Below are 13,553 nucleotides of genomic sequence, written 5' to 3'. Positions count from 1 at the left end.
TACAACAATATGTTTTGCTGCAGGGCATTCTGTTGTACAAGAGTGCGACGCAACGGATGTTTAATGTATATACTTTTGCCTGGTTAACAACTAACCGTTTATTCTGTTATTGACGTTTCTTTTACTTTGTGTTTACCGGAGAAATAGGTGTATACGGCCGGTATTACAAATAATGTTAGCACCAATGAAAACAGGATACCGCCCACAATTACAATACCCAAAGGTATACGGCTGGTAGCAGATGCACCAAGGCTTAATGCAATTGGCAAAGCACCTAAGGAGGTGGCAAGGCTCGTCATTAAAATTGGCCTTAAACGTTGAGTAGCTGCTTCTAACACTGCCTCTGCTTTGGGTAAACCAAATTCCCTTTTTTTGTTGGCAAATTCTACTATAAGGATACCGTTTTTTGTAACCAACCCAATTAGCATAATCATACCAATTTGAGAGAAAATATTAAGTGTTTGATCGAAAATATACAAACTTAATAAGGCACCTGCCAGCGCTAGCGGCACAGTAATCATGATAGTAAAAGGATCTATAAAACTTTCGAACTGGGCTGCGAGTACCAGGTATATTAACAATAATGCCAGTCCAAATGCAAAAGCGGTATTGGAAGAACTTTCTACATAATCCCTGGATGGGCCACTTAATGAGGTTTGAAAGCTTTCATCGAGCAATTTATCGCCAATCGCCTGCATGGCTTTTACGCCATCGCCAATGGTTTTGCCCTCGGCTAGTGAAGCGGAAACAGTAGCCGCTTTAAAACGATTATAGTGGAATAATGTAGGCGGATTACTATTTTCCTCCAGTTTGGTTACTGCGGATAAGGGAATATTTTCTCCGCGGCTATTGCGCACATATAGGCGGTCAATATCGGCGGGTGTAGAACGGTCGTCGCGTGCAACTTGCCCAATTACCTGGTATTGTTTACCATTCATGATAAAATAAGCCAGCCTGCGGCCGCTAAAAGCAGATTGTATGGCAGAGGCCACATCAGTAGTAGACAGGCCAAGGTCTTTGGCTTTAATACGATCGATGGTGAGCTGCAGCTCCGGTTTATTAAATTTAAGGTTAACATCAACACTTTGGAAAGTGGGCTCTTTGCGGGCTTCTTCTACAAATTTGGGCACTATCTCTTTTAATTTATCAAAATCCAGGTTTTGTAAAATGAATTGTACGGGCAATGCACCACGTGAACCAAGACCAACAGAAATGGTTTGTTCCTGTATGGCAAATACCCTAACATCGTTAAACCGCGCCATTTTCTTGGTTAGGTCCATCGCAATTTCGTTCTGGGTTCTGGTTCGTTGGTCAGCGGGTATAAGGCCCACCCTGCCAAAACCTGAGTTAACGCCGGTACCACTAAAACCAGGTGTAGCAGCAAAGGCAAAAGATCTTTCGGGCACAGAATCGTATAAAAAATCTACCAGCTTATCGGATGATTGTATCATCTTATCATAGCTGGTACCTTCGGGTGCTGTTAAAGAAAAACGAACGCTGTTGCGGTCTTCCATAGGGGCAATTTCGCTTTGCAGGTTGGTGTAGGTATACCAGATGATGCCAACGCAAGCCAATACAATTACCCATGCCATCCAGCGCAATTTCATAAAACCCTTCAGCAGCTTTTTATACCCGTTTTCCATACCGGCGAAAAAGGGTTCTGTTTTTACATATAACCAGCCATGACTGGCATTTTTCCTATTTAAATACACATTAAGTACCGGGGTTATGGTTAAGGATACGAATGCAGAAATTAATACTGCACCAGCTACCACAATACCAAATTCCCTAAACAGGCTACCCACAAACCCCTGTAAAAATATTACCGGCAAAAACACAACTGCCAGCGTTATAGAAGTAGATATTACGGCAAAGAATATTTCCTTACTTCCCTCCAATGCAGCTTTGCGTATGGGCAAACCTGCTTCCATTTTTCTAAAAATATTCTCAGTTACCACAATACCATCATCTACCACCAATCCTGTAGCCAACACAATTCCCAATAAGGTTAATATGTTTACCGAGAAACCGGCAACATACATAATAAAGAAAGTAGCAATTAATGAAATAGGGATATCTATCAACGGCCTTAGGGCAATCAGCAGGTTTCTAAAGAAAAACAGGATTACCAACACTACCAAACTAAAGGAAATTAATAGAGTTTCTTCCACCTCTGTTATAGATTGCCTTACCAGCCTGGTATTATCGATTGTAACATTTAATTCAATGTCAGATTTATTGGTCTTTTTAATTTCATCCAGCCGTTTATAAAATTCATCCGCAATTTTTATGTAATTGGCGCCGGGTTGCGGACTTATTGCCAAACCTACGGCACTAACCCCATTATACTTCCATGCCTGTTCGTAGTTTTCGGGGCCAAGCTCTACATTGGCCACATCGCTTAAGCGAACAATACCGGTGGCACCTTCCTTAATAATCAAATCCCTGAACTGCTGTTCTGTTGTTAGCCGGCCCAGGGTTTTTATGGTAAGCTCTGTATTATTACCATAAATTTTGCCGGCAGGTATTTCTACATTTTCTTTATTTAATGCCTCACTTATATCGGTAAAAGAAACATTAAAGGCGTTCATTTTATCGGGTATTAGCCAAAGACGCATGGCATATCTTTTCTGCCCCAATATATTTACACCACTTACTTCGTTAATGGTTTGAAACCTTTGTTGTAATACATTTTCTGCATAATCACTCAATTCTAACAGGCTTTTGGTAGGGCTTTGTACCGCCAGCATTAAAATAAAGTCGCTGCTGGCATCTGCCTTACTTACAACGGGTGGTGCATCAATATCCTGTGGTAAATTGCCCTGTGCCTGTCCTACTTTATCGCGTACATCATTGGCGGCAGTTTCCAGGTTTACATCCAAATTAAATTCAACAGTAATATTACTGGCGCCCACCTGGCTTGATGATGTTATGCTTTTTACACCCGGTATACCATTAATCTGCTTTTCCAAAGGCTCAGTAATCTGGCTTTCAATTACATCGGCATTGGCACCCACATAACTGGTACGTACGGTTATAATTGGCGGGTCTATTGCAGGGTAATCCCTTACAGCCAAAAAAGTATAACCCACCACACCAAACAGCATGATCAACAGGTTCATTACTGTTGCCAAAACCGGTCGCTTGAGCGATAATTCTGAAATATTCATTGTACAATTAATATGGCTAATTTGCCATTATACTGCTATGATAAAATTATTTTTGGGCCCGGCCCTTACTCCTTTGGCTGCTTTACTTGCGTCGCACTCTTGTACGGCAACAATACTATTCAGCTATACTAATAAAGGCTAATTGGCAATATCTTTTAATTGCTTTACTGCTTTCACTTTCACCGGCTTATCAGGCCTTGCAAACAATACACCAGATACCACTACCGAATCTCCGGCACTTATACCACTGGTTATTTCTACCACACCTGCCTGGCGAACCCCGGTTTCAACATTTACAAATGCCGCATTGCCATTTTTTACAACCACCAACTTTTTGTTACGTGCATCGGGTATAATGGCATTGGCCGGTACCATAATACTACTTACATTTTTTGCTGAAGCATTAATATACACTTTTGCAAAAGTGCCGGGACTGGGGTTGCCGCTTTGCAACATTGCCCTTACCATTACGTTACGGGTAGCCGCATCAATCTGTGGCTCTGTAGCTACTATAATTGCTTTATGGTGTACTTTATCGCCATCAAAACCAACATCTATCTGGCCGCCTTTTTTTATAAGGCTGCCGTAGGAGGATGGCACCGTAAAATCTATTTTTAGTTTATTTACCTGCTGAATGGTGGTAATAATATCCGCTGAGGTAACATAGGCCCCAATACTAATTTTACGCAAACCCACAATACCACTAAAAGGTGCTTTTACCACCGTTTTTGTTATTAAAGCATTTAACCTGTTTACCTCAGATTGCTGACTGGTTATTTCATTTACCGCGGCATCATAATCGGCCTGGTTTACGCCATTTACATCCAATAGCTTTTTTAGTCTTTGTTCGGTTGTTTTGGCTAGGGCCAGCTGTGCGGTGGCTTTGCTTAGCTGCGCCTGTAAATCGGCATCATAAATACGGGCTATTACCGTGCCTTCGTTTATATAATTGCCTTCTGGCACCTGCAGGTATACTACCCTGCCATTGGTTTCGGGATGCAGCTCTACAAATTCATTGGCTACCACGGTACCATTTACCTCTATACTATTGGAAATGCTGGTATTTTGTGCAATAATTACATCTACCATTGGTGCCGGCTGTGCAGGGGGTGTTTGCTGCTCTGCTTTTTTATTGCTACAGGAACTTATTACCAGCACAGATGCAAGCACCAGCATACAGGATATATTCCTTCTTTTATATAAAAACATGTATTGACTTTTAAATAGAATGTTAGAAAAAACAAATTTAGGCAACCTTTATCTTAAGCTTTGAAAATTATAGCATTATTATAATTATTGCAATTCTTTTACATCAATATTGGATAAGTTGATACGAATAGGTAAAAAAATGCGACAACATGTTTGGATTTTTGTATTCTTTCATCTTTCGTTGCAATTGTTCACATATAATTCTGTTGCCATATATGTGGAACCCTGAAGTGCTTGCGACGCAAGCGGCGATGCCATAATAGCCTGTAGCTGGTATTATACTTTACTTGCATTATTGTATGTTAGGGCACTAGCAATTTTTTAAAAGCAATACTATCGCCATTAAACACGTTAAAATCTACCGGTGCAGGTATGCCACTTACTTTTCCATTGCTGCTATGTTGCCAAAACTGCCATACCCGGTTTACGCGTGGTTGGTTATATTCGAAATAGTGCGCTACCCATAAGGGATATTGGTTAAATGCTTTGCCCAGGTAGTTGTTATAAAAATCTGCCCCTGAATAAATAATGGGTTTTACATGATAGGCTTTTTCTACTTCGGCCAGGCAGGTTTTTAAACGTTGGCGCATTAGCGTTGCCGAAACACCATAGAGTTGCTCTACATCAATTACGGGCGGCAAATCGCCATGGCTTAGTTTTACATGTTGAATAAACTGTTTTGCCTGCTGTTTACCATCTTTAGTGGCTATAAAAAAATGATATGCCCCACGGGTAATATGTTGGTCTTTTGCCTGTTGCCAGTTGCGGTTAAATTGCTTATCGGTATTGCTGGTGCCTTCTGTAGCTTTTATAAAAACAAAAGCAAGGGAAATGTCCTCGTCTTTCATTTGCTTTACCGATGGCCAGTAAATGTATTGCTGGTAATAACTTACATCTATGCCATGAATGGGATATCCAACCGGCAATGGAATATTGTACCCATCGTATTGTGTAAACCTGGCTTTATTTTGTTGTTGCACCTGCCACCAGTACATTACCAGCAAACAGGCTGCAAGTAAAAGCAATAGCAGCATTGGCATTACCCACCATTTAAATTTTCTTTTTTTCTTACGTACCATTCTATTGCAGCAATTATATAATAAAAAATGATTGCCTGTTGCAGGCAATCATTTTTTACCAATGCAGGTTACTATTTTATTTTTTTATTACGTTATAACTATTTGTTTTATTGTTGGCAATAACCTTTAATACATAATTACCTGGCAATAAATGAGCTGGTGTTTGTAGTGTATAGGTATGCTGTACATTTTGCTGCGCTGTAGTGGAAAACATTAATTGACCCGCATTATCAAACAATTGGAACAGAAGTTTTTTAGCATCACTATCATTTACCATTACACTTAACCTGTTGGTAAACGGATTTGGCGAAACACTAATTTGCAACAGGTTGTCGGCTTTTGCCAAAGGAGCTTGTTTAATAGCTTTATTGTTTTTACTGATAAGATAGTTTTCGGGATCTATTAAAACGGTATCTGCTTTAAATCCAATATTGTCAATTACTATTTGGTTATTGATAGTATGTTGTACAATAATGGTTTTTTGCTGGGTAGCATTTTTAAAAGTTAAGGCCAGTGGCACCTGAAAAAAAGATACCGAGGGATGCGAAGTAACCTGACTGATATTAATATTGGCCTGGTTTAATCCGTTCTGGCTCCATTTTACCGTAAAGGAGGGATAGCCCTGCCCCTGATACCATTGGTTAAAAAAGTACGTAAGGTTTAACCCGCTTACGGCTTCTAAATGATGCTGTAAATTGGCTGTACGGGCAAAATTGTATTTTAGCTGGGGATCTTCTAAATAATTACGCAAGGCGGTAAAAAACAAACTGTCTCCCATGGTAAAACGCAGCATACGCAATAAAAATGCGCCCTTATCATAGGAAAGGCGGCCATCAAAAATTCTGTTGATGTTGGTGGTATCATCTACCTTAACCGATCCGCCGGGTTGAGATACAATATAATCAAGGTTTGCCTTTATATTTATTTTGTTTTGTGCCGGATTATAGTTTTCGGTGTACAAAAAGTCGGCACAAAAAGTAGCAAAACCTTCGTTTAACCAAATATCTTCCCAACTGCCGCAGGTTATTTTATCGCCAAACCACTGGTGGGCCAGCTCATGTGTTTGTAAATTTTCGCCATAACCAATTACATAAGAGTTGGTTTGATGCTCCATACCTCCACCCCAACCAAATTGAGTTTGGCCATATTTTTCTTTAGCAAAAGGATATAAAGTAAAGGTGTTGCTAAACAGTTGTAAACCATTTAATACGGGTGTTATAGCAGCATGAAAGGAAGCAGAATCCTCAGGATAAATATTTGAAATAACAGGCATTTGGGTATTGCCCAATTGTACAAAATCTGTAGCCGTAGTATAATTGGTAACAGCTAAAGCTACCAGATAAGAGGCAATTGGGTACCTGTGTTTAAAATAGGATGTTGCATTTTTACCCTGTTTAGCTACACTTTGCAACATACCATTGCTCGAAGCCTTGTATTTGCCGGGGTGTGTGATATAAATGTCAATGCTATCGGCTTTATCATCCAACCCATTGCGGCATGGCCACCAATCGCTGGCACCATAGGGCTCACTTAATGTCCATAACACAGGTTTGGAATTGTGTGTTGATTGTATAAAAGAACCAAAGCCGCCACCCACAGGGGCTCCCTGATAATAGAAAGTAATTGAATCCTTTTTACCTGCCCCATAGGTTTTGGGTAATTGAACGGTTACGGTTGCATTGCCGCTACGCACAAAATTTAATTTCTTTTTGCGCATATATACACTGTCTACCCTTAATGCGTCAGACAAATCAAAAACTAGGTTGTTAGTAGCATTTGTAATGGTAAAAGAAGGCGAAACCTTGCCGCTGATATAATAAACCGCCGGGTCAATCGTCCACTCGCACTTATAATAGTAAACGTTATAATTATTCGATGCCAGAGTTAGTGAAACAGGTTTAAACCTTTTCTCTTTGGCCAGTTTTTCCATGGCGGCAATGGTGTTAACTTCTTTGCAAACCTGCTCTTGTGCCAAAATTTGCCCGGTTAGTACCGTTAATAAAAATCCGGATAGTAATTTTTTCATGCCTCTAGCTTTTATATGTAATAGATTAATCATTATTTAAGCAACAAGTTTTAATAAAATCAATTTTTATTGGCCAAACACCAGGTTATTTAAAGGAGCTTTACTTGCGTCGCACACTTGTACGCCTGTCTTGCTACTCAACAAAATACAAGCGCTTACTTTTTTTATACAACCCATTTCGGCTATAAGCCAATGCAGTGCAGTGTTCCGCTAATTTAAGGTTTACAAAAAAGCAATTTGCAACACTATATATTTCACTTTTTTTGCCAGGCCAGCTGGTGCTATAAACGCAAGATAGCAAACGTATATAAAAAAGATACTTTGGATTGATTAGCGGTATGCATTTAATTTTACACATATATGCCTTACTTTAATTTAAATGATACCATCAATCTTTTTAGCAAGTTTACCATAAGGCGGTTATGGAATGCGGCTAAAGTATACAGCAGTTACCAGCTTAGTAAACTGTTGCGCACACCTAAGCAATGGGGGTATCCTATTTCTATTTCTTTTGAACCTACTACCTCCTGCAACCTGCGCTGCCCTGAGTGCCCAAGTGGTTTACGGGAATTTACCAGGCCAACTGGTATGCTGCAGAAGAATTTTTTTAAAGAAACCATCAACGATATACACCGGGAGTTGCTTTATCTTATTTTCTATTTTCAGGGGGAACCTTTTTTAAACCCCGATTTTTTAGAAATGGTACAATATGCCAGCAAAAAAGGCATTTATACTGCTACCTCTACCAATGCGCATTATTTAACTGATGAAAAAGCCAAACAAACCGTAGAAAGTGGTTTAGACCGTTTAATTATTTCAATAGATGGCACCACACAGGATGTTTACCAGCAGTACCGTGTAGGCGGCAAACTGGAAAAGGTACTGGAAGGTGCCCGCAATATTGTTAAGTGGAAAAAGCAACTGAATAGTAAAACCCCTTTTGTCTTTTTTCAGTTTTTGGTGGTAAAACCCAACGAACACCAGATTGATGCTATTAAGCAACTGGCAAAAGAAATTGGTGTAGACCAGGTTAGGTTTAAAACAGCACAGGTTTACGATTATGAAAACGACCCCAATAACCTCATTCCAAGCATTGATAAATACAGCCGTTATAAAAAAGATAGCACCGGCAAAATGAATATTAAAAGCGGGTTGAGTAACCATTGCTGGAAATTATGGCATGCCAATGTTATTACCTGGGATGGACTAGTAGTACCCTGCTGTTTTGATAAGGATGCCATGCACCAACTGGGCAATTTAAAAACACAATCTTTTAAAGAAACCTGGCATAACGATAACTATAAACAGTTTCGACGCGAATTAATGACGAGCCGCAAGAATATTGATATTTGTGCCAATTGCAGTGAAGGCTTAACCGTATGGGAAGATTAGCCGGGCTGTTTGCTTTGGCTTTTGCTGCATATGGTTGCATGCGTACAAGAGTGCGACGCAAGGATGTTTAATAGCGTTGCACTTGCCGGGCACATAATTGATATAAAAATTACCGGAATTAAGCGTTACACTTATCACATTGTCCACTCATTACCAGATCGGTTTGTTTGGTAATAAACCCTTCGGGCACCTGCACATTGGGAATACTGATATGCTCAAGGCAATAAGTAACTCCACAATCGTCGCAAATAAAATGCACGTGATTATCGTGGTGGTGGCCCTGCGAGCAATTGTCTTTACACAATGCATAAAGCACTGAGTTATCGGCCGTTGGAATGGTATGTACAATACCCTTTTCTACAAAGGTTTGCAGGGTACGGTAAATGGTAACACGGTCGAACTGTTCACTTGTTTTTTTCTCAATATCGGCATGCGCCAATGCTGATTTACTGCTGCGAAAAAGCTCCAGAATACTGGTTCTGCTATCGGTAACACTTAGCTGATTACGCTTTAATATTTCTGCTATTTCAGTTTTCATTATTGCGGATTATTGCTAAATAAATTATTGGAAAAACTACTGCTGCCTGCTTTTTCGGCCAGAAGGGTTTTTATATCTGCTTTTAACTTATCAAGGTCTTCCTGTTTAAGGCCATCATAAACGCCGCCCCTTACATCTCCGTTTTTATCTACCAGGGCAAAAAACTGGGTATGTAAAAACTGGTCTTCAATTTTTTCTACACTATTTTTTGGATCGTCAAGCAAATAGCTAATGCGGGCCTGATTGTATAAACTGTCTTTACGGCCGGTTAAAAACACCCATTTGGCAGTGTTCACCTGCAGCGAGTCTGCATAATGCTTTAGCACCACAGCAGAATCTCTTTCGGGGTCGCAGGTATGAGAAATGATCATAAAATCGGGTTCATCTTTAAAAGCATTGTAAATGGTATGCATATTATTATTCATTCTGGGGCAAATTCCCTTGCAGGTTGTAAAAAAATAATTAACCACGCATACTTTTCCCTGCATTTCCCTTTCAGAAAAATGCCCACCATCCTGTGTAACAAATGTAAACGGCTTTACAAAACTAATGGACGGCGATTTAGCCTGCCATTTATCAGTTCCCCAAAACACAACTACCAAAAAAAGTATCACCAACACCACAAAAAATATACTATATCCAATCAATTTCTTTTTCATGCTATGCCTTTAACAGGTTGTATAAACTAACAACCGAATTGGTGCAAAGTTATATCACTCATCAACTATTTAACACATTATTCCATATTGAAGTTTATTTTGCAACAAAGTTGCAAAGTGTTATATTTGCCGCCCGTTATGATAAAACAAAAGATAAATTGGGATGCATTGGGTATTACGGCTTCGCTGGCCTGTGCCATACATTGTGCCATTTTGCCTTTAGTACTTACTTCATTACCCATATTTGGTATAAACATTATTGATAATTTCTCGTTTGAAGTAATAATGATTTTCCTGGCATTTTGTATTGGGGCCTATTCATTATATCATGGCTGGAAAAAACATCATCACCGCACGCAACCTATCATCATGTTTACCGTGGGTATATTGTTGCTGCTGGCCAAACAAATCTGGCATCAGTACCAGTTTTATTTTCTTGTTCCTGCAGTATTGCTTATCATCACTGCACATATTACCAATTACCGTTCCTGCAGGGTACACAATCATGCCCATGAAGACGACTGCGATCATTAACACTTGCTGCTATATGGTTGTAGATAGTTTATGCCTTTATTTTTGGTAGCCGGCTGTAGCGCTTGTATCAGGCTTTACTTGCCACGCTCGGTTCATCGTTCCGGTTAAATGGCATCAAATTATTTAGTGCACCTCACATAATTCATCCCAACGGGTAGTATATCGGGGGCTGCGCAGTTCCTGCCTCATTTTCCAATCACGGGTAGTACCTGATGAGGCAAATTTCAACATATCGTTTCGCATACTAAAATTGATATTGTCCATCATGCTCATTAGCATACGGTTATTGTTTTGGGCCGCAGGAACAAACAAATTACCCTGCAGCATTTCATCGGCTACAATGCCACTTAGTGTAACGCCGGCTTTTTTATACAGCCGGCCTTTTTCATAAATTTTTTCTACCAATACCAGGGCCGCTTTAATTAATTCGTTGGTATTGGAGGTGGCATGTGGTAGTATAACAGAGGCATGAATATTTGGACCATGACTAAAACGTTCACCGGGTTTTACATCTGCCCTATATACCACAAATACGCTGATGGTGGAAGCTGCGCCATTTTGCCGGCGCAGCTTCTCAGCAGCTCTTGATGTATAGGTGGCAACGGCTTCTTTAATATCTTTTATGGCTGTAACGGGTGTACCAAACATGCGGGTGGTGGCAATCATTTTTTTTTGCGTAAGTGCTTCTTCCATAAAAATGGCCTGCTCTCCCTTAAGCTCCTTAATTAAACGTATACCCACAACACCACCCATATTTTTATTGGCCCATTCCTGTGGCATATGGCTTAGCTGGTAAGCATCATCAATGCCAAATGTGTGCAACTTATTGGCATATTGCCGGCCCACACCCCAAATATCGTCTACAGCGGTTAGGCTAAGTGCTTCGTTTATTTGTGCTCTCGTATCAAGTACCATTACTCCCTGGCTTTGTGTTTTATTTTTTTTCGCCAGGCGGTTAGCCACCTTGCTTAATACCTTGGTGGGTGCTATGCCCACTGTTACCGCAACGCCTGTCCACATTTCTACTGTTTCCTTAATATGCTTACCAAGCTGGTATAATTGCTCGTAGGGTACTGCATCCAAATCAAGAAAAGCTTCGTCTACAGAATATACTTCTACATTGGCTGCACCTACTATTTGCCGTAATGTTTCCATTACCCGCCAGCTCAGGTCGCCATATAAATTATAGTTGGAAGAAAAAGTGGCTACCTGGTATTTTTCTATTAATGGCTTTGCTTTAAAATAGGGACCAGCCATTTCAACTCCCAGCTTTTTGGCTTCATCGGTTCTTGAAATAATACAGCCATCATTATTACTGAGTACAACAACAGGTTTATCATGTAATGCTGGTCTAAAAACACGTTCGCAACTACAATAAAAGCTATTACAATCTACAATAGCTTTAAATGCTTTGCGTGCAGATTTTGCCGCAGCCATTTCAGGTATTTGCTCCATAGCCAAATCTATTGTACTGTCTAAAACCATTTCTAATGCCTGTTACTATTTTGATATGTTTTGCTGTATTGTTTTTGCTGAGCCATATATCAACCGTACAAGAGTGCGACGCAACCGGGATTCATAGTATTAATACTGTTGGGTAAATAAAATGTATACTTCTTACTAAATTTTGCCTATAGGTTTATTGCGGCGGGTATAATTCACCCTGCTTTGCCAATACCGGTATTTGTTGAAAAGGAATTTCCATAACGGTTTGGTACCCTTTTTCATTTTCCCCGCGTTTTAATAAAAGCATTTTGCTGGCAATAAACCGACCCGAAAAATGCTGGTGCCTGTATTGTAGCCATGCTTTTTCGTACTGCCATGGCAATAGTTTACGGGCAATTGCTATATAGGGCTCTGTTATAAAATGCGGTTTATTATCGTTATCTATTTTTAAGAGCGATTGGGCTGTGCGCAGTATTGCAACAGCATCCATAATAGCTGGTTTACTGGTAATTTGTAAATAGATAGTATGCGAGGGGAAACTGCCAAAGTCATTCAATTCAATTTTAAATGGTGCCATAGTCATGCCACAGGAGTGTAGCCGGCGAATAATGCGCGGCTCCATCATTTCGTACTGTTTAAACCTTACCAATGTTATATATGGCTTTGCCCATTGTGCCGCAGGACAATCGTAATTGGCACCAAACGCCGTTTTTATTTCCATAATGCTGGTCCATAGTGCTTCGTTGGGTGGCAAAACCAACATATAATCGCATACGCGGTAACCGGGTAATGCCAATAATTCGTTTTCCATAGTTGTGTATTGCTTTTGAAATATTAAAAATCAATTACCCAATAACCTGAATACCTGTACCTGCTTATATGCATCGTATTGGTGTTGCCGCCTTAGCAATACCAGCTCCTTTACAGGAAAATTGGCATAGAATGTTTTTTGCGAATACTCAAATATGGCTTTATCGTATACCTGCTGTTGCAACCTGCGGGCAATGGTAAGGTAAGGATGGCTTATGAGTTGGGCAGGAGGACAGTCATTGCTTTGAATATATTGGGTTATAACTTTTAACGCAGCAGCCAGCTCTTTAAATGGTTCATGATCCTGCACCCTTGCATATACGGTATGCGGTGGAATGCCACTAAAATTATTCAGCGTAACCATAAAGCTTTTTTGTGTATGCAGTATCCGCTGCATATAACGCAAAAGGGTATCTTCCATGGCTTCTTTAGCAAAAAAATTTGCTACTGTAATATGCGGTTTTGTTTTAATAGCCAGCTTTTCTTTATAAACATCATAGAAAAGCTGTTTCTCCTGCGTAATCTGGTTGTGCACCTCGTCTGCCGGATGCACTACCAGCAAATACTCATACATCTGCTGCATGGTAAACCCTAATGTAGGTGCTAATGTCAACTCGCTTTGCATATTTATCTATTTAATAATTAAGGTGCATAAAAATATTTCGCATCCAGCACATAAAGATAAATATT

At 39.9% G+C, this 13,553-nt stretch carries 11 protein-coding genes; 2 read left to right on the top strand and 9 right to left on the bottom strand.

From position 1 onward, the window contains the following. Positions 1-98: 98 nt before the first annotated feature. The 4 genes from GD597_RS19955 to GD597_RS19940 form a co-directional block, all read right to left on the bottom strand. Complete coding sequence (locus tag GD597_RS19955) at positions 99-3,170, bottom strand: efflux RND transporter permease subunit (protein ID WP_171609678.1); 3,072 nt, start codon at positions 3,168-3,170, stop codon at positions 99-101. Positions 3,171-3,308: 138 nt separating this feature from the next. After that, positions 3,309-4,379, bottom strand: coding sequence for an efflux RND transporter periplasmic adaptor subunit (locus GD597_RS19950; protein ID WP_171609677.1), 1,071 nt, complete (start codon positions 4,377-4,379; stop codon positions 3,309-3,311). A gap of 302 nt (positions 4,380-4,681) precedes the next feature. Next, entirely contained in the window at positions 4,682-5,458 is a 777-nt protein-coding gene (locus GD597_RS19945; RefSeq protein WP_171609676.1) for a glycoside hydrolase family 25 protein, read from the bottom strand. 76 nt (positions 5,459-5,534) lie between these two features. Further along, the gene (locus tag GD597_RS19940; protein ID WP_171609675.1) at positions 5,535-7,484 is read right to left on the bottom strand and encodes a M1 family aminopeptidase; all 1,950 of its coding nucleotides are present in this window, start codon (positions 7,482-7,484) and stop codon (positions 5,535-5,537) included. Positions 7,485-7,844: 360 nt separating this feature from the next. On the opposite strand from GD597_RS19940, the gene GD597_RS19935 reads away from it, so the two are divergent. Further along, positions 7,845-8,876: a radical SAM/SPASM domain-containing protein gene (locus GD597_RS19935; protein WP_171609674.1), complete on the top strand. Its 1,032-nt coding sequence runs from the start codon at positions 7,845-7,847 to the stop codon at positions 8,874-8,876. Positions 8,877-8,994: 118 nt separating this feature from the next. On the opposite strand, the gene GD597_RS19930 is transcribed toward GD597_RS19935, so the two are convergent. Both GD597_RS19930 and GD597_RS19925 read right to left on the bottom strand, forming a co-directional pair. Then, the gene (locus GD597_RS19930; RefSeq protein ID WP_171609673.1) at positions 8,995-9,414 is read right to left on the bottom strand and encodes a Fur family transcriptional regulator; all 420 of its coding nucleotides are present in this window, start codon (positions 9,412-9,414) and stop codon (positions 8,995-8,997) included. Then, complete coding sequence (locus GD597_RS19925; protein WP_171609672.1) at positions 9,414-10,073, bottom strand: SCO family protein; 660 nt, start codon at positions 10,071-10,073, stop codon at positions 9,414-9,416. Before GD597_RS19925 ends, GD597_RS19930 begins: the two co-directional genes overlap by 1 nt. A gap of 138 nt (positions 10,074-10,211) precedes the next feature. On the opposite strand from GD597_RS19925, the gene GD597_RS19920 reads away from it, so the two are divergent. Further along, the gene (locus GD597_RS19920) at positions 10,212-10,607 is read left to right on the top strand and encodes a MerC domain-containing protein (protein ID WP_216368636.1); all 396 of its coding nucleotides are present in this window, start codon (positions 10,212-10,214) and stop codon (positions 10,605-10,607) included. A 123-nt stretch (positions 10,608-10,730) separates the two neighbouring features. On the opposite strand, the gene GD597_RS19915 is transcribed toward GD597_RS19920, so the two are convergent. The 3 genes from GD597_RS19915 to GD597_RS19905 form a co-directional block, all read right to left on the bottom strand. Beyond that, a complete protein-coding gene (locus GD597_RS19915) occupies positions 10,731-12,092 on the bottom strand; it encodes a Y-family DNA polymerase (protein ID WP_171609671.1) in 1,362 nt (453 codons plus the stop codon). 154 nt (positions 12,093-12,246) lie between these two features. Next, on the bottom strand, positions 12,247-12,864 hold the full coding sequence (locus GD597_RS19910; protein ID WP_235954368.1) for a 2'-5' RNA ligase family protein: 618 nt from the start codon (positions 12,862-12,864) through the stop codon (positions 12,247-12,249). Between the two features lie 30 nt (positions 12,865-12,894). Further along, positions 12,895-13,488, bottom strand: coding sequence for a 2'-5' RNA ligase family protein (locus GD597_RS19905; RefSeq protein ID WP_171609670.1), 594 nt, complete (start codon positions 13,486-13,488; stop codon positions 12,895-12,897). Between the last annotated feature and the right edge of the window lie 65 nt (positions 13,489-13,553).

The organism is Limnovirga soli, from assembly GCF_013106755.1.
Classification (GTDB): Bacteria; Bacteroidota; Bacteroidia; order Chitinophagales; family Chitinophagaceae; genus Limnovirga; species Limnovirga soli.
The sequence above is the reverse complement of the archived record's forward strand: the minus strand, read 5'-3'. Positions and strand labels throughout refer to the sequence as shown.